An 18784-nucleotide genomic window follows, 5' to 3' on the forward strand; every position below is an offset into this window, starting at 1 on the left:
CACAGCCACAGGGCCGGCAATATTCAGGAGCGCCGCGCCACCAGCAGGAACGAAGCCGCACTCGCCAGCAGTCCCGCACACATCCGGTTGAACAAGCGCTTGCCACTGGGTTGGGCAAACAGCTTTCGCGCATAGATGCCCATGTAGCAATACAGCCCGATGGCAATGCACTCCAACGCCAGGAACAACCCGCCCAGCACAGCGAATTGCTGGGTGACGGTGCCGGAGCGGTCAACGAACTGTGGCAGAAACGCGGTAAACAACAGGATCGCCTTGGGATTACCGATTGCCACCAGGAATTCCTGGCGCGCCAGTTGCCCCATGCCCTTCGACCCCATCGCGGCTTCGCTACCGGCCTCGGGTCGGGCCCGCCATAGCTGCACGGCAAGGTAGAACAGATACCCGGCCCCCACGAGCTTGATCCCCAGGAACAACAACTCCGAGGTATGCAGCACAGCCGTCAGCCCCACCGCCGCCAAGGCGATCATGATGGCGAACGCCAGCAGCCGCCCCATACCACCGCTACAGGCCCGGACGAAGCCATAACGCGAGGCGTTGCTGATGGACAACAGATTGTTCGGCCCTGGCGCCATGTTCAGGGCGAAACAGGCCGGAATGAAAACAGCGAGTGTCGTCAGGTCCATAGGGTCACTCCTGGCAGCGTGGATCGGAAGGTCCATTCTGCGCGGCCCAGCAATGGGTTCAAGAGACAGTTACGCGATCAAATCGCGCCCTACTGTACCGCCGCAGTAGTGCCATCAGGCTCGGCAAAATCCGGTAACCATCCGGTCCTCGCCTCCTCCGCGCCAGTGACTAGCCTTCAGGCACATCACCCAGCAAGGATGCTTCGATGCTGCCGCTATTGTATGCAGTCGCCTTTTTAATAGTCGTCCCCACCCCCGTCATCGCCGCGCCTTGCCCCGATTGGCCAGACGAGCGGGCCCGGTCGGAGGTTGCGTCCCTGCAACGGCAAATCGACGTTTGGGACGACAGCTATCACCGCCTCGGCCGTTCGCTGGTCGTCGACGAGCTTTACGATCAGTCCCGCGCGCAACTGGGCCAATGGCGCAACTGTTTTGATCTTGCGGCACCCGCTGACCCGCTACGCTCGGCGGGTGGCAAAGTGCGGCATCCCATCCCACATACGGGCCTGGATAAACTGAAGGATGCCGACGCCGTGCGGGCCTGGCTGCAGAATCGGGAAGACATCTGGGTCCAGCCGAAAGTCGACGGTGTAGCGGTCACCCTGATCTATCGCGAAGGACACCTGCATCAGGCGATCAGTCGCGGCGATGGCGCTCAAGGACATGACTGGACGCCGACGGCGCGCAAGATCGGCGCCATTCCCCAGCACCTGCGCCGACCTTCCGATCTGCTCGTTCAGGGGGAACTGTACTGGCGACTGGACAATCATGTGCAAGCCAGGGATGGCAGTCTCAATGCCCGCTCAACCGTGGCGGGTTTGATGGCCCGCAAGGACCTGACGACTGAAGAAGCTTCGGGTATCGGCCTGTTCACCTGGGACTGGCCCGAAGGCCCCGCCACCCTGCCCGAACGGGAGGCCGCATTGAATGCCCTGGGCTTCAGCGACACCAGCGGCTACAGCCAACCCATCCAGGCAGCGGCCGACGCGGAGCGCTGGCGCGACCACTGGTATCGCACGGCGCTGCCCTTCGCCAGCGACGGGATCGTCCTGCGCCAGAGCCGCAGACCGCCTGCCGACCGCTGGCAGGCCAAGGCGCCGTTCTGGGGCGTGCCCTGGAAATACCCTTATGTCCAGGCGCTGGCCGCGGTACGCAAGGTGCATTTCAAGGTCGGGCGCACCGGACGCATCACACCGCTGCTGGAAGTCGAGCCCGTCATGCTCGACGACCGTCAGGTCCGACGGGTGAGCGTCAGCTCCCTCAAGCGCTGGGAGGAGCTGGATATCCGCCCCGGAGACCGGGTAGCCATCAGCCTGGCCGGGCTGACTATCCCGCGACTCGATGGCGTGGTGCTGCGCAGTGTCGAGCGCCCGGACATCACTGTCCCCGTGGCGGCGGATTATCACCCGCTGAGTTGCTGGCAACCGACGCCCGGCTGCGAAAGCCAGTTCCTGGCGCGCCTGAGCAGGCTCAGCGGCAAGCACGGCCTCGCCCTGCCCCATGTCGGCCGCGGAACCTGGGAAAAACTCCTGGCGGCGGGCCGACTCGACGGATTGCTGGATTGGATGACCCTCGATGCCGCCGAGCTTGCTAACATGACCGGCTTCGGCGAACGCAGCAGCGCCCGCCTGCTCGTCAGCCTGCACAGCGCCCGACAGCGGCCGTTCGGTCAATGGCTCAAGGCTCTCGGTTTACCGCCCGCCGGAGCGGCCAACCTGGATGGGCCGTGGCAGGTGCTGGCCGAACGGACGACCGAGCAATGGCAAGCCGAAGCAGGCATCGGGCCGGGACGCGCCGCGCAACTGAGCGCTTTTTTTCGCGACCCGCACGTGCTGGCGTTGAGTGAAGTATTACGCGCTGCCGGGGTCGACGGTTTCTGACATTGTCCCGCGCAGTTGAACCCAAGGGGCGAACATGCGTTCCAACAGCGCATCTGGACCGACCGCTCGCGAGTTTTTTACGGAGTTGCTATGAATTTCCTGCCCCCCTTTGCCCTGCTGGTCTTGTGCGCCACCCTGGCTGCGCCCCTGATGGCGGACGAGCAGACCCCGGAGCTTACCGGCTGCGCAGCCAAGCGCCAGGGCATCATCAACCAGATCGAACTGGCCAAGTCCCGCGGCAACGCGGACCAGCAGGCAGGCCTGGAAACCGCCCTGAATGAAGTCACCACCCATTGCACCGACGCATCCCTGCGCAAGGAACGCGAGACCAAGGTGCTCGATGCCAAGCACGAAGTCAGCCGCCGCCAGGCCGACTTGGAAAAAGCCATGAAAAAAGGCGACCCCGAGCGGATCAACAAGCGCAAGGACAAACTCGCAGCCTCGCGCAAGGAACTGCAGGAAGCGGTGGATGAGTTGGACAAATAAGCACTGAGAGATCGCAATATTCTGTAGGAGCTGCCGAAGGCTGCGATCTTTCAAGAGGCGTCAATGATCCCGAAACTCCTTATGACAGGCACTGCACGCATCCTCGACCTTCTGCACCGCCGGCCCCAGGTAACTGGCGCTGTAGGGCTGGACCTTGCTGGCCGTCACCAACTCCCCGGTGGCCGCTTCAAGACTGTGGGCCAGTTCCTGGAAACGCGCCTGTTTCTGCCAGACTTCATCCCGAGCACTGGTGTGGTCCTGCTCGCGCACGGGCGGGAAGTGTTTCCACGGCTCGCGGGACAGCTGGTCAAGCTGCACGGCGCCCGCGGCGAAACGCGCACCGTCGAACGGAACCCGGCCACGCAACATGCCGCCCAGCTCTTCGTTGGTCTTGAGCATCTGCTTGAAAATCGCCTTGCGCTGGCCCAGTGGGGAGTTGGGATCGACACCGCCGCAGGCGGATAACATCAGGCAGGCCAGCATGACCATGGAAAATCGTTTTACAAACATCTTGGCCTCGGGACAGGAAACGGCGGTTAGTATCCTCGGGTCATCGGCAAAGACCAATGGCCCTATTCACAATACGGGTTGTTCGAATGCCTGACAGCGCTCGAATGACTGCAAGGAAAAATTTCATGAACAGCCGTTTCAAGACCTGGCACAAAGGCCTGGCGTTGACCCTACCGCTGATCGCACTGCTGGCCGGTTGCAATCGCGGCGAAAAGGTCGAAGAGCCTCGGACTCATGCCCTCGCCACTTATGTCAGTGCGCCCTGGGAGGCGCTGCCGGCGGCGTCCGATGAAGACCTGCTGGCCGGTTTCGGCTCCTGGCGCAGCGCGTGCACCCGGCTCAAGACCGACGCGACCTGGGGACCCACCTGTGCCGCGGCGGCCAATGTGCCGCAGACCGCTTCCTCTGTGCGCAATTTCCTGAAACAGAACCTGGACGTCTACGGCCTGCGCTCGGGAGATAACAGCCCCAACGGCTTGATCACTGGTTATTACGAGCCGGTCTACCCGGGCAGCCTGACCCAGACCTCCAGCGCCAACATTCCGGTGTACGGCGTACCGGAAGACATGATTATCGTGGCGCTGGACAGCCTCTACCCCGAGCTCAAGGGCAAACGCCTGCGCGGTCGCCTCGAAGGCCGGGTGCTCAAGCCCTACGACGACGCGGCCACCATCGAAACCAACGGCGTGAAGGCGCCCGTGATCGCCTGGCTGACGGACCCGATGAACCTGCAGTTCCTGCAAATCCAGGGCTCGGGCCGTATTCGGCTCGATGACGGTCGCCAGTTACGCATCGGTTATGCCGACCAGAACGGCCACCCTTACCGGCCAATCGGGCGCTGGCTGGTCGAACAGGGCGAATTGAAGAAAGAAGATGTGACCATGGGCGCCATCAGTGCCTGGGCCAAGGCCCATCCGACCCGGATCCCCGAATTGCTGGGCAGCAACCCCAGCTATGTGTTTTTCAACCGCAACCCCGACAGCAACGAAGGCCCGCGGGGCTCGTTGAATGTCCCGCTGACCGCCGGCTATAGCGTGGCAGTGGATCGCAAGGTCATTCCGCTGGGCAGCTTGCTGTGGCTCTCCACGACCCGCCCCGACGGTAGCGCGTTGAACCGACCGGTTGCCGCCCAGGACACCGGCGGCGCCATTGCCGGTGAAGTGCGGGCGGACCTGTTCTGGGGCACCGGTGACACCGCGGGTCAATTGGCCGGGGACATGAAGCAACAGGGTCAGATCTGGATGTTATGGCCCAAGGGCATGGCGTTGCCGCAAGTGCCGCAGGTGGCGAATGCCGTCACCGCTAATCCCTGAGCAGGGAGCTGTCTGTGCCGACGCCTTCGCGAGCAGGCTCGCTCCCACAGTTGATCTTCAGTGGACAACGATTTTGTGAGCACCCGAAATCAATGTGGGAGCGAGCCTGCTCGCGAAGGGGGCCTCCACGGCCCCCGGGACTCAACAGCCAGGCTCAGACAGAAACACAGAAGAAGCTGACGATCAACCCCACTCCCACGAACCACACCAGCGAACGCAGGACCGCCCAGTCCGCCAGGTAGCAGATGATGTACAGCAGGCGGCTGGTGATGAACAACACCGCCAGCACATTGATGGTCACCAGCTCCGCATTGCCGGCCAGGTGCGCGACGATCACCGCGGCAGCGAACGCGGGGGCAATTTCAAAGCTGTTGAGCTGCGCGGCATACGCACGCCGGGGGAAGCCCTCGAGTGTCTCCAGGAAATCCCGCGGATCGTGGTTGTCTCGCAACCGGTATCGTCCACTGATCTTGGCGATGGCGATACACAGGTAAGGCAGGATGATGGCGATCAAAATACACCACAGGGCAACCGTCATGAGGCAGTTCCTTCTTTTGAGTTTTATGGGGAATCGAAAATCGGGGAGTTGCTCAGAATTTCATCACCAGCATGCCAATCAGCACCAGCCCGCAGGCTAAGAGCCGCGGCCGGCCGAAAGGTTCTTTCAGGTAGCGCATGCCGAACAGCACCACCAGGATCACACTGATCTCCCGCAGTGCCGCCGCTTCGGCGATCGACCCCAATTGCATGGCCCAGAGCACCAGAGCGTAGCTGAACAAGACGCAGAGTCCGACCGCCAACCCGAGCCGCCACTGTTCGCGCCAGAACCGCACGAAGGCCGGTCGTTTGCTCACCACGGCCAATAGCGGGAATGGCCAGGCGCAGAACAGGGTGATCCAGACCAGGTAGTCCAGCGGATGGGACCAGCGCCGCAGGGCCTGGCCATCGATGTAGGTGTAGCAGCCGATGCACAGGCCGATCAGCACGACCACCGGCAGCATCGACCAGGGCAGTCGCTCGCCGCCCCCACCCTGCCACAACAGACAGAGCATGCCGAACGGGATCAGCAAAATGCCGAGAGTCTGTTGGGTCGTCAGCACTTCGCCGGCAAAGACCAGCGTCAGGGCCAATACCACCAGCGGCGACAAGCCACGCATCAACGGATAGACCAGTCCCAGGTCCCCGACCCGATACGCCTGGATCAGCAGATAGCGATACAACAGTTCAAAGGCCGCCGATGCCAGGATCCACGGCCATATTTCCATCGGCGGCAGCGCCACGAAGCCCAGGGCCGACACGGCGAACAGCAACGCGACGCTGTCCATGCACGCCACCACCAGAAGACGTTCGCCACTGAATTTGATCAACGTATTCCAGGCGGCATGCAGCAACGCAGCCACCAACACCAGAGCCGTTGCAAGCACGGCACGCTCCTTATCCCCGCGAGGCAGCGGGGCGATGAATTGATTCGCGATCCGTCCGCAGCTGTTTATACTGCAAACGACCACGCCGCATTCAGTTGCGCATAGCCAATTCCAATAATTCTGTCGTTGCCCCTTTTATGTAGGCGGGGCCACGGCATGCGTATGCCTGATCAGAGCGTCACACTACAGATAGAGACCTCGCGCATGCCACTCGCCTTGCTTGCCTTGGCCGTTGCCGCTTTCGGCATCGGCACCACTGAATTCGTCATCATGGGCTTGCTGCCCGATGTTGCCCGCGACCTGGCGGTGAGCATCCCCCAGGCCGGCCTGCTGATTACCGGCTATGCCTTGGGCGTAGTGTTCGGCGCGCCAATCCTGGCGGTCGGCACCGCCAACATGCCGCGCAAGGCGACATTGCTGGGCATGACGTTGATGTTCATTCTGGGCAACATACTCTGCGCCCTGGCACCGAACTACGCCACGCTGATGGCCGCCCGCGTCATCACCGCACTATGCCATGGTGCATTTTTCGGCATCGGCTCCGTGGTGGCGGCCGGGCTGGTAGCACCGAACAAACGCGCCCAGGCCATTGCAATGATGTTTACCGGCCTGACGCTGGCCAACGTCCTCGGCGTTCCGCTGGGCACTGCGCTGGGTCAATACGCCGGCTGGCGCTCGACCTTCTGGGCTGTGTCGGTGATCGGCGTCGTCGCCGCCATCGCCCAATGGGCGTGGCTGCCCAGGGAAATTCCCATGGAGAAGGCCAACCTGGCCAGCGAATTCAAGGTGCTGGGCAAGACCAGCGTGCTGCTGGCCCTGGGCATGAGTGTGCTGGCGTCCACCAGCCTGTTCAGCGTGTTCACGTACATCGCACCGATTCTCCAGGACATCACGGGGGTCAGCCCCCACGGCATCACCCTCATGTTGCTGCTGTTCGGGGTCGGCCTGACGGCAGGCAGCTTCCTCGGCGGACGCCTGGCGGACCGACGCCTGCTACCGTCACTGGTCGGCATGGCCCTGGCCGTGGTGCTGGTGCTGGCCGCGTTCAGCCAAACCAGCCGCTCGGTGATTCCGGCAGCCATCACGTTGGTGCTGTGGGGGATCTTCGCCTTCGCCCTGTGCCCGATCCTGCAGCTGCTGATCATCGATCAGGCCCATGAAGCGCCGAATCTGGGCTCAACGTTGAATCAGAGCGCCTTCAACCTGGGCAACGCAGCCGGCGCCTGGATCGGCGGGCTGGTGGTCGGCAGCGGAATCGACCTGGCCGAGCTGCCCTGGACCGGAGCCGTGGTCGGCGGGTTGACCGTACTGACGGCTCTGTACTTCATTCATCACCAACGTCGCCTGGGCGCTCCGTTGGGTGTGGCCGACTAGGCGTGCCGCTCTCGCTGCGCACTTGCGCGTGACTGAGCAACGCAAAGATGAAGCTGCCACCGATGATGTTGCCCGCCAGGGTCGGCGCGGCGAACACCAGCCAGAAGTCTTCCCACGACAACTGCCCGGCGAATACCAAGTACGACACTTCGGCGGAACCGACGACAATATGGGTGAAGTCCCCGAGCGCCATCAAGTAAGTGATGAGGATGATGATCCACATCTTGGCGCTTTCCATGGAGGGGATCATCCAGACCATGGTGGCGATCATCCAGCCGGAAATGATGCCCTTGGCGAACATCTGGCCGGTGTCGTTCTCCATGACCTTGCGCCCGATCTCGAGGAAAGCCAGGTCGGTGCGCTGGTCGAAAATTGGCAGATGCAGCATCACATAGGCCACCAGCAAGGTGCCACACAGGTTGCCCACCAACACGACGCCCCACAGCCGCAACAGCCGACCGAAATTGCTCAAGGTGGGTTTGCTCATGATCGGCAGCACAGCGGTCAGGGTATTTTCGGTGAACAACTGCTGGCGGGCCAGGATCACTGCGAGAAAACCGGCGCAGTAACCAAAACTGGCGATCACCTTGAAGGCCTCGCCCTCCGGTAATCGGGAATTGAGCAAGCCCATCGCCATCAGCGACAGCCCCATGGTCAAGCCGGCCGCCAGGGCCGACCACCAGAGCGCGGCGATACTGCGTTCCAGCTCCTGATTGCCCTGGGTGCGAATGATTTCATGCAACACTGCCGCCCGTGGCGGCTGGTTGCGGTCGACTTCGTTCTTTTCCTGGGCGGAAAGGTCGGGGGTCTTGCCGTCGTCGTGGGTGTCCATACAGCTCCTGAACCGGTGGCGTGATGAATCTACGACACGTGGCGTTCGGCGCTGTTCAGTGCTGACTCAAGCTTGATTGGGACTTGGGATTTTCAGTGTTTGAAAAATCTCTATCGCGAGCAGGCTCGCTCCCACAGGGGAATGGGGGCTTATGTGGGAGCGAGCCTGCTCGCGATGGGTACACCGCCCATCTCATTCGCTGGCGATATCATCCTTGAACTGATCCTTCACGTACTTGATCTCGGTCCGCCCATGGGGCGCCGGCAGGCCGTCCTCGCCAAGGTTGACGAAGACCATTTTTTCCACGGTCAGAATGCTCTTGCGGGTGATCTTGTTGCGCACTTCACAGGTCAGTGTGATGGAGGTGCGGCCAAATTCGGTGGCGGTGATCCCCAGTTCGATGATGTCGCCCTGGCGCGAGGCGCTGACGAAGTTGATTTCCGAGATGTATTTGGTCACCACACGCTGGTTGCCCAACTGGACGATGGCGTAGATCGCCGCTTCTTCGTCGATCCAGCGCAGCAGGCTGCCACCGAACAGCGTGCCGTTGGGGTTGAGGTCTTCGGGCTTGACCCATTTGCGGGTGTGGAAATTCATGATCACTCCTGAGCGTCTGGCCAATGAATGCCTGCATCATGGCAGACCGGGCAGGCAGGCTCTACGCCGCTGGTTCAATAACAGTCATCGGCAATTTTGATTTGCCGACAGAAACCCTTTGGAAGATCCGATTAGCCCGCTATAATCGCCCTCGCTTTACCCGGTCCACGCTTTGGACCGTTCCCGCCACCTGTCCGAGGGGCGCTGCAGCAGGCAAGACCTGTCAGGCTCGGATGGGGCGTTGTTCGTTCGGGGCTCCCGCACGGACACTAAACGCACAACGGCGCCCATTCGCATACATTACGAATGGAGGCTCTTCATGAGCGCTGTTATCACGCCTGCAGATTTTACCGATTACAAAGTCGCCGATATGTCCCTGGCCGCCTGGGGCCGCCGCGAAATCATCATCGCCGAATCCGAAATGCCAGCCCTGATGGGTCTGCGTCGCAAATACTCCGGCGAACAACCGCTCAAGGGCGCGAAGATCCTCGGCTGCATCCACATGACCATCCAGACCGCCGTGCTGATCGAAACCCTGGTCGCCCTGGGTGCCGAAGTGCGCTGGTCGTCCTGCAACATTTTCTCGACCCAGGACCAGGCCGCTGCCGCCATTGCCGCCGCCGGTATCCCGGTGTTCGCCTGGAAAGGCGAGACCGAGCAGGAATACGAGTGGTGCCTGGAGCAGACCATCCTCAAGGATGGCCAGCCGTGGGACACCAACATGATCCTCGACGACGGCGGCGACCTGACCGAATTGCTGCACAAGAAATACCCGGCCGTCCTGGACAAGGTCCACGGCGTGACCGAAGAAACCACCACCGGCGTACACCGTCTGCTGGACATGCTGGCCAAGGGCGAACTGAAGATCCCGGCCATCAACGTCAACGACTCGGTGACCAAAAGCAAGAACGACAACAAGTACGGCTGCCGTCACAGCCTCAACGACGCCATCAAGCGCGGCACCGACCACCTGTTGTCGGGCAAACAGGCGCTGGTGATCGGCTACGGTGACGTGGGCAAGGGTTCGGCCCAGTCCCTGCGTCAGGAAGGCATGATCGTCAAAGTGTCCGAAGTCGACCCGATCTGTGCCATGCAAGCCTGCATGGACGGTTTCGAACTGGTTTCGCCGTTCATCGACGGGATCAACGACGGCACCGAAGCCAGCATCGACAAGGCCTTGCTGGGCAAGATCGACCTGATCGTGACCACCACCGGTAACGTCAATGTCTGCGACGCGAACATGCTCAAGGCCCTGAAGAAGCGCGCCGTGGTGTGCAACATCGGTCACTTCGACAATGAAATCGACACCGCTTTCATGCGCAAGAACTGGGCCTGGGAAGAAGTGAAGCCGCAAGTTCACAAGGTTCACCGCACCGGCACCGGCAGCTTCGACCCACAGAACGACGACTATCTGATCCTGTTGGCCGAAGGCCGCCTGGTGAACCTGGGCAATGCCACCGGCCACCCAAGCCGGATCATGGACGGTTCGTTCGCCAACCAGGTCCTGGCCCAGATCTTCCTGTTCGGCCAGAAGTACGCCGACCTGTCGCCGGCCCAGAAAGCCGAGCGCCTGACCGTGGAAGTACTGCCGAAGAAACTCGACGAAGAAGTGGCCCTGGAAATGGTCCGCGGTTTCGGCGGCGTGGTCACCAAGTTGACCAAGCAACAGGCTGACTACATCGGCGTGACCGTCGAAGGCCCGTTCAAGCCGCACGCTTACCGGTACTGACAGCAGCTGCAAGCTTTGAGCTTCAAGCTGCAAGTAAAAGCAGTTTATTTACTTGCGGGTTGAAGCTTGGAGCTTACTTCTTCATCGCTATTATGCAGCCGTGAGTTGCAAGCAAAGCACAAGACCAGGCGCACCGCCCTCTTGCAGCTTGAGGCTTGCAGCTTGTAGCTGGAGGCCCTCCATGTCCCAAGACCGTCGCTACAGCTTCGAGTTCTTCCCGACGAAGACCGATGCTGGACATGAAAAACTGATCGCCACTGCCCGTCAGCTGGCGAGCTACAACCCCGACTTCTTCTCCTGCACCTATGGCGCCGGCGGCTCGACCCGTGACCGCACGATGAACACCGTGTTGCAGCTGGAAAGCGAAGTCAAAATCCCGGCCGCCCCGCACCTGTCCTGCGTAGGCGACAGCAAGGACGACTTGCGCACCCTGCTGACCCGGTACAAGGCCGCAGGCATCCAGCGTATCGTAGCCCTGCGCGGCGACCTGCCCTCGGGCATGGGCATGGCCAGTGGCGAGCTGCGCCACGCCAACGACCTGGTGAGTTTCATTCGTGAAGAAACCGGCGAGCACTTTCACATCGAAGTTGCCGCTTATCCGGAAATGCACCCTCAGGCACGTAATTTCGAAGACGATCTCCGCAACTTCGTCAACAAGGCCAACGCCGGCGCCAACAGTGCAATCACCCAGTACTTCTTCAACGCCGACAGTTATTTCTACTTCGTCGAGCGCGTTCGCAAGATGGGCGTGGACATTCCCGTCGTGCCGGGAATCATGCCGATCACCAACTACAGCAAGCTGGCGCGCTTCTCCGACGCCTGCGGCGCGGAAATACCCCGGTGGATCCGCAAACAGCTGGAAGCCTACGGCGACGATACATCCAGCATCCAACGCTTCGGCGAGGATGTGATCACACAAATGTGTGAGCGCTTGCTGCAAGGCGGCGCACCAGGGCTGCATTTCTATACCCTGAACCAGGCAGAGCCCAGCCTGGCGGTATGGAATAATCTTCAACTGCCGCGCTAGTGATACAAAAAGGGCCTTGGCGAACCAAGGCCTTTTTACTATCCGATGATCGCCGGTGCCAATCGAGCAGCCTGTCGGTCTTCCATGCAGACAGAGGGCAATGAAGCCGCGAGCCAGAGCGCTCTGGCTATTTGGTCCGTACTCATCGTAACCTCAGGCCATGCCCGTCATCGCCCAATTACTGACCGCCCTTCTTCTCTTGTGCCTGAGCCTCGCCGCGCGGGCCGAAAAATTGCGCATCGTCACCGAACCCTGGGCGCCCTACGTCTTTGAGGAAAACGGCAAGATCATGGGGCTGGACTACGAAACCACGGCCATCGTGTTCAAGCGCCTGGGCATTGATGTCGAATGGCAGCTACTGCCATGGAAGCGTTGCCTGGCGATGCTGGAACAGGGGCTGGCGGATGGAGCGCTGGACATTTTTCACAGCGACGAACGCGACGCCATGCTGCTCTACCCCAGCGAGCCGCTGTCGGAGGTGGAGTTCGTGATGTTCCATGCCAACGCCAGACCCCATCCCTTTCGCACACTCGCGGACCTGAACGGCCTGACCGTCGGCACATCGCCCGGTTATCTCTACAGCCAGGCATTCCGGGAGTCGACCCTGCTCAAGCGTGAAACGGCGCCCACCCACGAAGCCAACTTCGGCAAGTTGCAGTTGGGCCGGATCGACCTGCTCATCACCGATCGCCGGGTTGGCCGGCATCTGCTCAAGCAGATGCAACTGGGCGACCAGATCAGCGAAAACCCCACTGTCGTAAGCCGTCAAAGCCAATACCTGGCCGTACGGCGCAAGGCCGGGATGGATTTGCTGGTGCAACGCTTCAGTGCCGAACTCAAGCGTTTCAAGCGTGAACCGGCCTATGCCGAACTGAGCGCGCGCTATGACACCGCGCCCCGGCACACGAATGAAATAAACCGTTGAGCAGCAGGAAAGCGGCGCACGGCGTTTGCTCTGTTATACTCGCGCCTTCCCGCCAGGCTCACGCCCGGACGCCCGGTCTTGCAAAAGGCATCCCGACACCGCTACAGCGCAGCTTCCAGCCAGCGCGAGCTTGTCCGGAGCTGTCTTCCAGACCCGGCAGGACCGGACGGGATGACGTCTTCTTTTGAACGTCATTCGCGCCAGGCAAGACTATCCCATTGGGCCAGGCCCTCACTAAAACAGGATTACTCATGTCCTTTGCTTCCCTCGGTCTCTCCGAGGCTTTAGTCGGCGCCATCGAAGCCGCCGGCTACACCGAGCCTACCCCGGTGCAACAGCGGGCCATTCCCGCCGTGTTGCAAGGTCGCGACCTGATGGTCGCCGCGCAGACAGGTACTGGTAAAACCGGCGGTTTCGCCCTCCCGATCCTGGAGCGGCTGTTCCCCAACGGTCACCCGGACAAATCCCAGCGTCACGGCCCGCGTCAACCGCGCGTGCTGGTCCTGACCCCGACCCGGGAACTGGCTGCCCAGGTTCACGAGAGCTTCAAGATCTACGCCCGTGACCTGAAATTCGTCAGCGCCTGCATTTTCGGCGGCGTCGGCATGAATCCCCAGGTCCAGGCCATGGCGCGCGGCGTCGACGTGCTGGTGGCCTGCCCCGGCCGCCTGCTGGATCTGGCCGGCCAGGGCAGCGTCGATCTGTCCCACGTTGAAATCCTCGTGCTGGACGAAGCCGACCGCATGCTCGACATGGGCTTTGTCCATGACGTGAAGAAAGTCCTCGCCCGTCTGCCCGCCAAGCGTCAGAACCTGCTGTTTTCGGCAACGTTCTCCAAAGACATCACCGACCTGGCCGGCAAGCTGCTGCACAACCCGGAACGCATCGAAGTCACGCCGCCGAACACCACGGTCGAACGCATCGAACAGCGCGTATTCCGCCTGCCAGCCAGCCATAAACGCAGCCTGCTGGCGCACCTGATCACCACCGGTGCCTGGGAACAGGTCCTGGTGTTCACCCGGACCAAGCACGGCGCCAACCGCCTGGCCGAGTACCTGGACAAGCATGGCCTGCCGGCCGTGGCGATCCACGGCAACAAAAGCCAGAACGCTCGCACCAAGGCCCTGGCCGACTTCAAGGCCGGCGAAGTCCGGATCCTGGTCGCCACCGACATCGCCGCACGCGGCCTGGACATCGACCAGTTGCCCCACGTGGTCAACTTCGAGCTGCCGAACGTCGATGAAGACTACGTGCACCGTATCGGTCGTACCGGCCGGGCCGGTCGTTCGGGCGAAGCGATCTCGCTGGTCGCACCGGATGAAGAAAAGCTGCTCAAGAGCATCGAGCGCATGACCCGGCAGAAGATTCCCGATGGCGACCTGATGGGCTTCGATGCCAGCACCATCGAGGCCGAGAAGCCTGAAGTGCGTGAGCGTCCGGACGTGCGCAACCCGCGCAATCCACGCGGTCCACGGGGCGACGGTCCGAATGGCGGCGGTGGCGGTCGCAAGGACAAGGGCAAGGACAAAGGCAAGGAAAAGCCGGCCGGCAGCAGTCGTGGCGAACGCCCGGCGCGCGAGCAGAAGCCTCGCGAAGGCACGCCAGCCCGTGAGCAACAGCGCCCAGCCCCGCGTGCCGCCGCTGATCGTGCCCCGGACGAGTTCCTGGATGACGATATCGACAACTTCGGTAACCGCGTCGACTACGTGCCGCAGCAGAAACCGGCCCAGGGTCGTGGTCGCCGTCCGGGTGCTCCGGCACAGGGTGCTGGCGCAGGCGCGCCACGCAGCGGCCAGCCACAAGGTCGCCAGAACGGTCCGCGCAACAGCAATGGCTCGTCCACCGGGACCCCGCCAGCCAAGCGCAACGGCCCACGCAACGGCGGCCCTCGTGATAGCCAGGCCCGCCGCGAAGACTCCCGCCCGCGCCGCCCAGCCCGCGATGACCAGGCGAGCCAGGAACCTGCCGTGCAGAACCCTCGCGGCAACCAGCCGAAAATCATGCACAAGGAATCGAAGCTCGATCGCTTCCCGACGCCTGAGCAACTGGACCAACTGCCAAGCCGCCCACGGGGTGAAAAACCTGCATTGCTGACTCGCAATCGCTGAGTTTTCCAAACCTGAAAAATGCCCCTGATCTCACGATCAGGGGCATTTTTTTTGGTCGCCACAAAATCCCTTGTGGGAGCGAGCCTGCTCGCGATAGCGGTGAGCCGGTCAACTCATCATCACAGTTGGATTGCTATCGCGAGCAGGCTCGCTCCCACAGGAAAGCTCCCGTGGAGGGAATCCGGGGCAATAAAAAACGCCCCCGATCGCAGGATCGGGGGCGTTTTTTTGTCAGGCGCGAATGTTACTTCGCCTTGACGCCTTCAAACGAAACGTACAGCTCGACCACGTCGGACGATGGGCCCAGGTCTTTCTGCTTGCCGAAGTCGGAGCGCTTGATGCTGGTGGTGCCTTCGAAACCGGCACGGTAGCCGCCCCATGGATCCTTGCCTTCGCCCAGGAAGGTAGCCTTGACCACCACTGGCTTGGTCACGCCCAGCAGGGTCAGGTCACCGGTAACGTCGGCAGTTTCCTTGCCATCGGCGTTCTTGCCGGTGGATTTGACGCCGGTGGACACGAAAGTGGCCTTGGCAAACTTGCCCGCGTTCAGGAAGTCAGGGCTGGCGATGTGCTTGTCACGTTCGGCGTGGTTGGTGAACACACTGGCGGTGTTGACGTTGAACTCAACCTTGCTGTCTTCAGGCTTGGCAGCGTCGAAGCTGAACTTGCCGTCGATGTCCTTGAAAGTACCGGTGATATAGCTATAGCCCAGGTGGCTGATCTTGAAGTCGACGAAGGCGTGCTGGCCTTCCTTGTCGACCACGTAGTCGGCAGCCATGGCCTGGCCGGCCGACAACAGTGCAGAACCGATTGCCAGGGCGGCGAGCGTCTTTTTCAACATGCTTTCTATTCCTTTGGAGTCGAGGTTGAACATCAGGCTTGGCGCCCCAGCATTCGCTTGAGGGTCGCGTCACGGTCGATAAAATGGTGTTTCAGTGCTGCCAGTGCATGAAGGCCGGAGAAAATGACCAACGCCCATGCCAGGTACAGGTGGATCTGGCCGGCGACGTCTGCCTGATCGGGCAGTCCGGACACCAGCGCGGGTACTTCAAACAAACCGAACACCGGGATCCCGACACCGTCTGCGGTGGAAATCAGGTAACCGGCAGCCATCACGGCAAACAACCCGAGATACAGGGCACCATGGCCGAGCTTTGCACCGACACGGGTCATGCGCCCATAGGTGTCCAGGGTCGGTGGCGGTGGGCTGACAAAGCGCCAGATCACCCGCAGCAGCATCACCGCCAGCAACACCAGGCCAATACTCTTGTGCAGGTCCGGCGCATCTTTGCGCCAGGTGCTGTAGTAATCCAGTCCGACCATCCACAGCCCCAGCGCGAACAACCCGTATACCACCAGCGCGACGCCCCAGTGCATGACGATGCTGACCCAGCCATAGCGAGAAGAAGAGTTGCGTAGCTGCATTGCTCATATCCTGTAAAAACTGCGACCAAGACTAGCGAGTTATCTATCGATTTAAAGCGGAAATTTTCGCTTTGAAATATCGAGAAATACGATCATCAGTCTGGGTGGGGTGGGTTAAGGAAAGATTAAAGCGAATGGACAATGTCATGGTGGGTAAGACAGGTCTTTCGGCAGCCATCGCGAGCGGGCCCTGCTCTCTGGGCCGTGTCGCCCGGGCTCCCGATCCCCTCAGAACATCAATTGACCGAGCATTCAGGCTTATAGGGGTCTATCTCGCATCTGTAGGCTAATTGAGGGTCTCGCTTTGGAATCATTTTTGCCTTTGCGATGAATTCATCAGATACGCAACCAGCAAGCGCCACCAGGATTATTACAATTGTTGTTACTTTCATGTTCAGTGCTCCGGTTTTCTACGCAGCCTAAAACCTGCGATCCGGACCACCCCATCATTCCCTTCCGATTCCCCTGTGGGAAGTATCTGATATACCCAATGCCTGAACATCGAGCTTGATAGCAGGCAAAAAAAAGCGCGGCCCTTGGGCCGCGCTTTTTTTACGCCTGGACGTTACTGAGCCGGGGTCTCAGTTGCCGCCGGTTTGGCCGCTGGCTTCTTCGCCGGTTCAGCCTTTTTCACAGGCGCCTTGGCCGGGGCTTTTTTGGCCGCGGGTTTGGCTGCCGGCTTCTTCGGCGCGGCTTTGGTCGTTGCCTTTTTGGTCGGCTCGGCTTTTACCGGCGCGGCAGGCTTCGGCGCTTCCACCGGTGCTGGGGCCGGGGTTGGCGCTGGAGCAGGGGCTGGTGCTGGCGGAGCGACCGGCTCGGGTGCCTTGACCGGCTCTGGCTTCTTCTCGTCATCCGAACCACCGAACAGGTTGGTGAAGAAGTTGCCTTTCTTCGCCGCCACTGCACCCGCAGCCGCCGCTGTCGCGGCCGGAGCGACCTTGGCCGGCTCGAACGACTTGCCCGCCGCCAGGTCTTGCACTTGGCTGGCCGCGCGCTGGCCGCTGCGCAACGCGCCTTCCAGGGTGCCTGGGTACAAGGCATCGGTGTGTTCACCGGCAAAGGCTACGCGCTGCAGCGGTTTTTCCCACAGGCGCCAGTACTTGCTGATCTGGCCCGGACCAAAGGCCAGGTACGAACCGGCCGTGGATGGGTCGGTGCTGTAGCGGCGGATTTCGTAACCGGTGAAGGCCCCACGGGCTTGTGGATAAAATTCGTGCAGGCGGATCAATACCTGATCGACCATCTGCTTGTCGCCAAAAGCCTGCATCACCCGGGAATTGTCGCCCGAGAGGTTGATGATCACATTGGCGCCGCCCTTCATGGCCGGCTCGATCCACATCATGCCCAGGCCGGCGTTGCTGAAGATTTCACCCGACATGCGCGCCTTGCTGTCCCAGACCGGGGTCTTGAACTTGAGCATGATCTGGTCGCGCCAACCATAGTTGGTGCCTTTGATCGCGCCAAGGTGCTGGGCGTCCAGGGCCGGGGTCAGCTGGATCTTGTTCAGGGCGCGCAGCGGTACGGCCAGCACCACGTAATCGGCCTGGTAGCCGACGCTGCCGACCTTGACGGTCACGCCGTCCTTGTCCTGGGAAATGGCTGACACCGGAGAGTCGGTCTTGATGGTTTTCAGCTGCTTGAGGAAGGCCTGGGCCAGCATCTGGCTGCCGCCGAGCAAACGCGAAGCCCGCAGGTCGCGATCGGATACGCCGCGATTGACGCGGTTCTGCTGTGCGAAATACAGCAGCGACAGGCGCGAAGGCTCGTCGTAACGGGTACGGATCTCCTGATTCACCAGTTGCCGTGCGGTGGCCGGCAGTTGCAAGCGATCGAGCCAGGCGGAGACGGTCATCTGATCCAGGGCATGCAACGTGCTGGTGGCCGCCGGATTCAGCGGATCTTCAATGGAGCGCGCCAGCTCGTCCAGGGTGGTTTCGTAGCGTTTGATGGCTTCAGCGGTGGCTGGCTGCTTCGCGGCCAGGTCAGCGGCGGTGAAGTAAGTGCCGTCGATCAGATAGCTCGGGGTGCGCACGAACTCGGGGGCCGGGGTGGTGCCCAGCTTGAACGTCGAAACGTATTTGTTCAGCACCGGCTGCGTCTTTTCGTTGCCGATCCACTCACTGGTGGCCATGCCCGAACGACCACCCACGCTGGGCTTGGCTTCCAGCAGGGTCACCGCCCAACCTTTGTTCTGCAACTCATAGGCCGCCGTGAGCCCCGCCAGACCGCCACCGACGACGATGGCCGTCGGTTGCTTGTCCTTCGCCAGCGCCGTAACGCTGAACAGCCCTATCACTACCAACGCACAAGCGCGCAGCCAACCAGCAGACATTCAGCGAACTCCGGAATAAAACAGGAAAATTTCAGGTTTCGAGCCAGTTGGCTCAAGGAACGGCGAAGAATACGTCAGCCATCAAAACGCCGCCAGCGACGTCTATCGCCTCGCTCAAAGTAGCAGGATCGACACAATGGGTTGTCCCCGGGGCCGCCATTGCATAGGCTTGCCCGAT

Annotated in this window: 18 protein-coding genes and 1 riboswitch; of the genes, 8 read left to right on the forward strand and 10 right to left on the reverse strand. The window is 61.5% G+C overall.

The genetic code is table 11. The annotated features are described in order from the left end of the window. Positions 1-23: 23 nt before the first annotated feature. Complete coding sequence (locus CGA22_RS04950; protein WP_041021250.1) at positions 24-644, reverse strand: LysE family translocator; 621 nt, start codon at positions 642-644, stop codon at positions 24-26. A 206-nt stretch (positions 645-850) separates the two neighbouring features. Here CGA22_RS04950 and ligB point away from each other — a divergent pair, with 206 nt between their 5' ends. Beyond that, positions 851-2524 (forward strand): NAD-dependent DNA ligase LigB, encoded by a 1674-nt coding sequence (gene ligB / locus CGA22_RS04955; protein WP_041021251.1) that lies wholly within the window; start codon positions 851-853, stop codon positions 2522-2524. 90 nt (positions 2525-2614) lie between these two features. Continuing rightward, on the forward strand, positions 2615-3010 hold the full coding sequence (locus tag CGA22_RS04960) for a DUF1090 domain-containing protein (RefSeq protein ID WP_041021252.1): 396 nt from the start codon (positions 2615-2617) through the stop codon (positions 3008-3010). Positions 3011-3070: 60 nt separating this feature from the next. Here the strand turns inward: CGA22_RS04960 and CGA22_RS04965 are convergent, their stop codons facing one another. Further along, complete coding sequence (locus CGA22_RS04965) at positions 3071-3520, reverse strand: c-type cytochrome (protein WP_041021253.1); 450 nt, start codon at positions 3518-3520, stop codon at positions 3071-3073. A gap of 125 nt (positions 3521-3645) precedes the next feature. On the opposite strand from CGA22_RS04965, the gene CGA22_RS04970 reads away from it, so the two are divergent. Beyond that, positions 3646-4833 carry a murein transglycosylase A gene (locus tag CGA22_RS04970; RefSeq protein WP_041021254.1) on the forward strand — a complete coding sequence of 396 codons (1188 nt, stop codon included), beginning with the start codon at positions 3646-3648 and terminating at the stop codon, positions 4831-4833. A 154-nt stretch (positions 4834-4987) separates the two neighbouring features. Here CGA22_RS04970 and CGA22_RS04975 read toward each other — a convergent pair whose 3' ends face one another. Continuing rightward, complete coding sequence (locus CGA22_RS04975) at positions 4988-5371, reverse strand: MAPEG family protein (RefSeq protein WP_041021255.1); 384 nt, start codon at positions 5369-5371, stop codon at positions 4988-4990. Between the two features lie 52 nt (positions 5372-5423). Further along, the gene (locus tag CGA22_RS04980) at positions 5424-6257 is read right to left on the reverse strand and encodes an EamA family transporter (RefSeq protein WP_041021256.1); all 834 of its coding nucleotides are present in this window, start codon (positions 6255-6257) and stop codon (positions 5424-5426) included. Positions 6258-6461: 204 nt separating this feature from the next. Between CGA22_RS04980 and CGA22_RS04985 the strand changes: the two genes are divergently transcribed. Further along, a complete protein-coding gene (locus CGA22_RS04985; protein WP_041021257.1) occupies positions 6462-7631 on the forward strand; it encodes an MFS transporter in 1170 nt (389 codons plus the stop codon). On the opposite strand, the gene CGA22_RS04990 is transcribed toward CGA22_RS04985, so the two are convergent. Together CGA22_RS04990 and CGA22_RS04995 are read right to left on the reverse strand one after the other, a co-directional pair. Further along, positions 7582-8463 carry a formate/nitrite transporter family protein gene (locus CGA22_RS04990; RefSeq protein ID WP_041021258.1) on the reverse strand — a complete coding sequence of 294 codons (882 nt, stop codon included), beginning with the start codon at positions 8461-8463 and terminating at the stop codon, positions 7582-7584. The two genes, CGA22_RS04985 and CGA22_RS04990, sit on opposite strands and share 50 nt — an antisense overlap. A gap of 192 nt (positions 8464-8655) precedes the next feature. Next, a complete protein-coding gene (locus CGA22_RS04995; RefSeq protein ID WP_024778852.1) occupies positions 8656-9060 on the reverse strand; it encodes an acyl-CoA thioesterase in 405 nt (134 codons plus the stop codon). Positions 9061-9250: 190 nt separating this feature from the next. Then, a riboswitch (S-adenosyl-L-homocysteine riboswitch) is annotated at positions 9251-9356 on the forward strand. 23 nt (positions 9357-9379) lie between these two features. On the opposite strand from CGA22_RS04995, the gene ahcY reads away from it, so the two are divergent. From ahcY to CGA22_RS05015, 4 genes are all read left to right on the forward strand, one after another. After that, entirely contained in the window at positions 9380-10789 is a 1410-nt protein-coding gene (ahcY, locus tag CGA22_RS05000; protein ID WP_188258497.1) for an adenosylhomocysteinase, read from the forward strand. 181 nt (positions 10790-10970) lie between these two features. After that, entirely contained in the window at positions 10971-11816 is an 846-nt protein-coding gene (gene metF / locus CGA22_RS05005) for a methylenetetrahydrofolate reductase [NAD(P)H] (protein ID WP_041021260.1), read from the forward strand. Positions 11817-11976: 160 nt separating this feature from the next. Beyond that, on the forward strand, positions 11977-12741 hold the full coding sequence (locus CGA22_RS05010) for a substrate-binding periplasmic protein (RefSeq protein WP_052435090.1): 765 nt from the start codon (positions 11977-11979) through the stop codon (positions 12739-12741). A 251-nt stretch (positions 12742-12992) separates the two neighbouring features. Beyond that, positions 12993-14849 (forward strand): DEAD/DEAH box helicase, encoded by a 1857-nt coding sequence (locus CGA22_RS05015; RefSeq protein ID WP_041021261.1) that lies wholly within the window; start codon positions 12993-12995, stop codon positions 14847-14849. 244 nt (positions 14850-15093) lie between these two features. On the opposite strand, the gene CGA22_RS05020 is transcribed toward CGA22_RS05015, so the two are convergent. The 4 genes from CGA22_RS05020 to CGA22_RS05035 all read right to left on the reverse strand — a co-directional run bounded on the left by CGA22_RS05020 (position 15094) and on the right by CGA22_RS05035 (position 18606). Then, positions 15094-15690 carry a YceI family protein gene (locus CGA22_RS05020; protein ID WP_041021262.1) on the reverse strand — a complete coding sequence of 199 codons (597 nt, stop codon included), beginning with the start codon at positions 15688-15690 and terminating at the stop codon, positions 15094-15096. A 32-nt stretch (positions 15691-15722) separates the two neighbouring features. Continuing rightward, complete coding sequence (locus CGA22_RS05025; protein WP_188258498.1) at positions 15723-16274, reverse strand: cytochrome b; 552 nt, start codon at positions 16272-16274, stop codon at positions 15723-15725. Between the two features lie 236 nt (positions 16275-16510). Further along, on the reverse strand, positions 16511-16666 hold the full coding sequence (locus tag CGA22_RS05030; protein ID WP_156996861.1) for a hypothetical protein: 156 nt from the start codon (positions 16664-16666) through the stop codon (positions 16511-16513). Between the two features lie 173 nt (positions 16667-16839). After that, a complete protein-coding gene (locus tag CGA22_RS05035; RefSeq protein WP_041021264.1) occupies positions 16840-18606 on the reverse strand; it encodes a flavin monoamine oxidase family protein in 1767 nt (588 codons plus the stop codon). Positions 18607-18784 lie beyond the last annotated feature (178 nt).

The sequence above is a fragment of the Pseudomonas sp. PSB18 genome (genome assembly GCF_014596565.1).
Taxonomy (GTDB): domain Bacteria; phylum Pseudomonadota; class Gammaproteobacteria; order Pseudomonadales; family Pseudomonadaceae; genus Aquipseudomonas.

Excerpts from the sequence above, each read along its gene's own strand:
- CGA22_RS04950 (WP_041021250.1), bottom strand. The coding sequence starts at position 644 with ATGGACCTGACGACACTCGCTGTTTTCATTCCGGCCTGTTTCGCCCTG.
- ligB (WP_041021251.1), top strand. The coding sequence starts at position 851 with ATGCTGCCGCTATTGTATGCAGTCGCCTTTTTAATAGTCGTCCCCACC.
- CGA22_RS04960 (WP_041021252.1), top strand. The coding sequence starts at position 2,615 with ATGAATTTCCTGCCCCCCTTTGCCCTGCTGGTCTTGTGCGCCACCCTG.
- CGA22_RS04965 (WP_041021253.1), bottom strand. The coding sequence starts at position 3,520 with ATGTTTGTAAAACGATTTTCCATGGTCATGCTGGCCTGCCTGATGTTA.
- CGA22_RS04970 (WP_041021254.1), top strand. The coding sequence starts at position 3,646 with ATGAACAGCCGTTTCAAGACCTGGCACAAAGGCCTGGCGTTGACCCTA.
- CGA22_RS04975 (WP_041021255.1), bottom strand. The coding sequence starts at position 5,371 with ATGACGGTTGCCCTGTGGTGTATTTTGATCGCCATCATCCTGCCTTAC.
- CGA22_RS04985 (WP_041021257.1), top strand. The coding sequence starts at position 6,462 with ATGCCACTCGCCTTGCTTGCCTTGGCCGTTGCCGCTTTCGGCATCGGC.
- CGA22_RS04990 (WP_041021258.1), bottom strand. The coding sequence starts at position 8,463 with ATGGACACCCACGACGACGGCAAGACCCCCGACCTTTCCGCCCAGGAA.
- CGA22_RS04995 (WP_024778852.1), bottom strand. The coding sequence starts at position 9,060 with ATGAATTTCCACACCCGCAAATGGGTCAAGCCCGAAGACCTCAACCCC.
- ahcY (WP_188258497.1), top strand. The coding sequence starts at position 9,380 with ATGAGCGCTGTTATCACGCCTGCAGATTTTACCGATTACAAAGTCGCC.
- metF (WP_041021260.1), top strand. The coding sequence starts at position 10,971 with ATGTCCCAAGACCGTCGCTACAGCTTCGAGTTCTTCCCGACGAAGACC.
- CGA22_RS05010 (WP_052435090.1), top strand. The coding sequence starts at position 11,977 with ATGCCCGTCATCGCCCAATTACTGACCGCCCTTCTTCTCTTGTGCCTG.
- CGA22_RS05015 (WP_041021261.1), top strand. The coding sequence starts at position 12,993 with ATGTCCTTTGCTTCCCTCGGTCTCTCCGAGGCTTTAGTCGGCGCCATC.
- CGA22_RS05020 (WP_041021262.1), bottom strand. The coding sequence starts at position 15,690 with ATGTTGAAAAAGACGCTCGCCGCCCTGGCAATCGGTTCTGCACTGTTG.
- CGA22_RS05025 (WP_188258498.1), bottom strand. The coding sequence starts at position 16,274 with ATGCAGCTACGCAACTCTTCTTCTCGCTATGGCTGGGTCAGCATCGTC.
- CGA22_RS05030 (WP_156996861.1), bottom strand. The coding sequence starts at position 16,666 with ATGAAAGTAACAACAATTGTAATAATCCTGGTGGCGCTTGCTGGTTGC.
- CGA22_RS05035 (WP_041021264.1), bottom strand. The coding sequence starts at position 18,606 with ATGTCTGCTGGTTGGCTGCGCGCTTGTGCGTTGGTAGTGATAGGGCTG.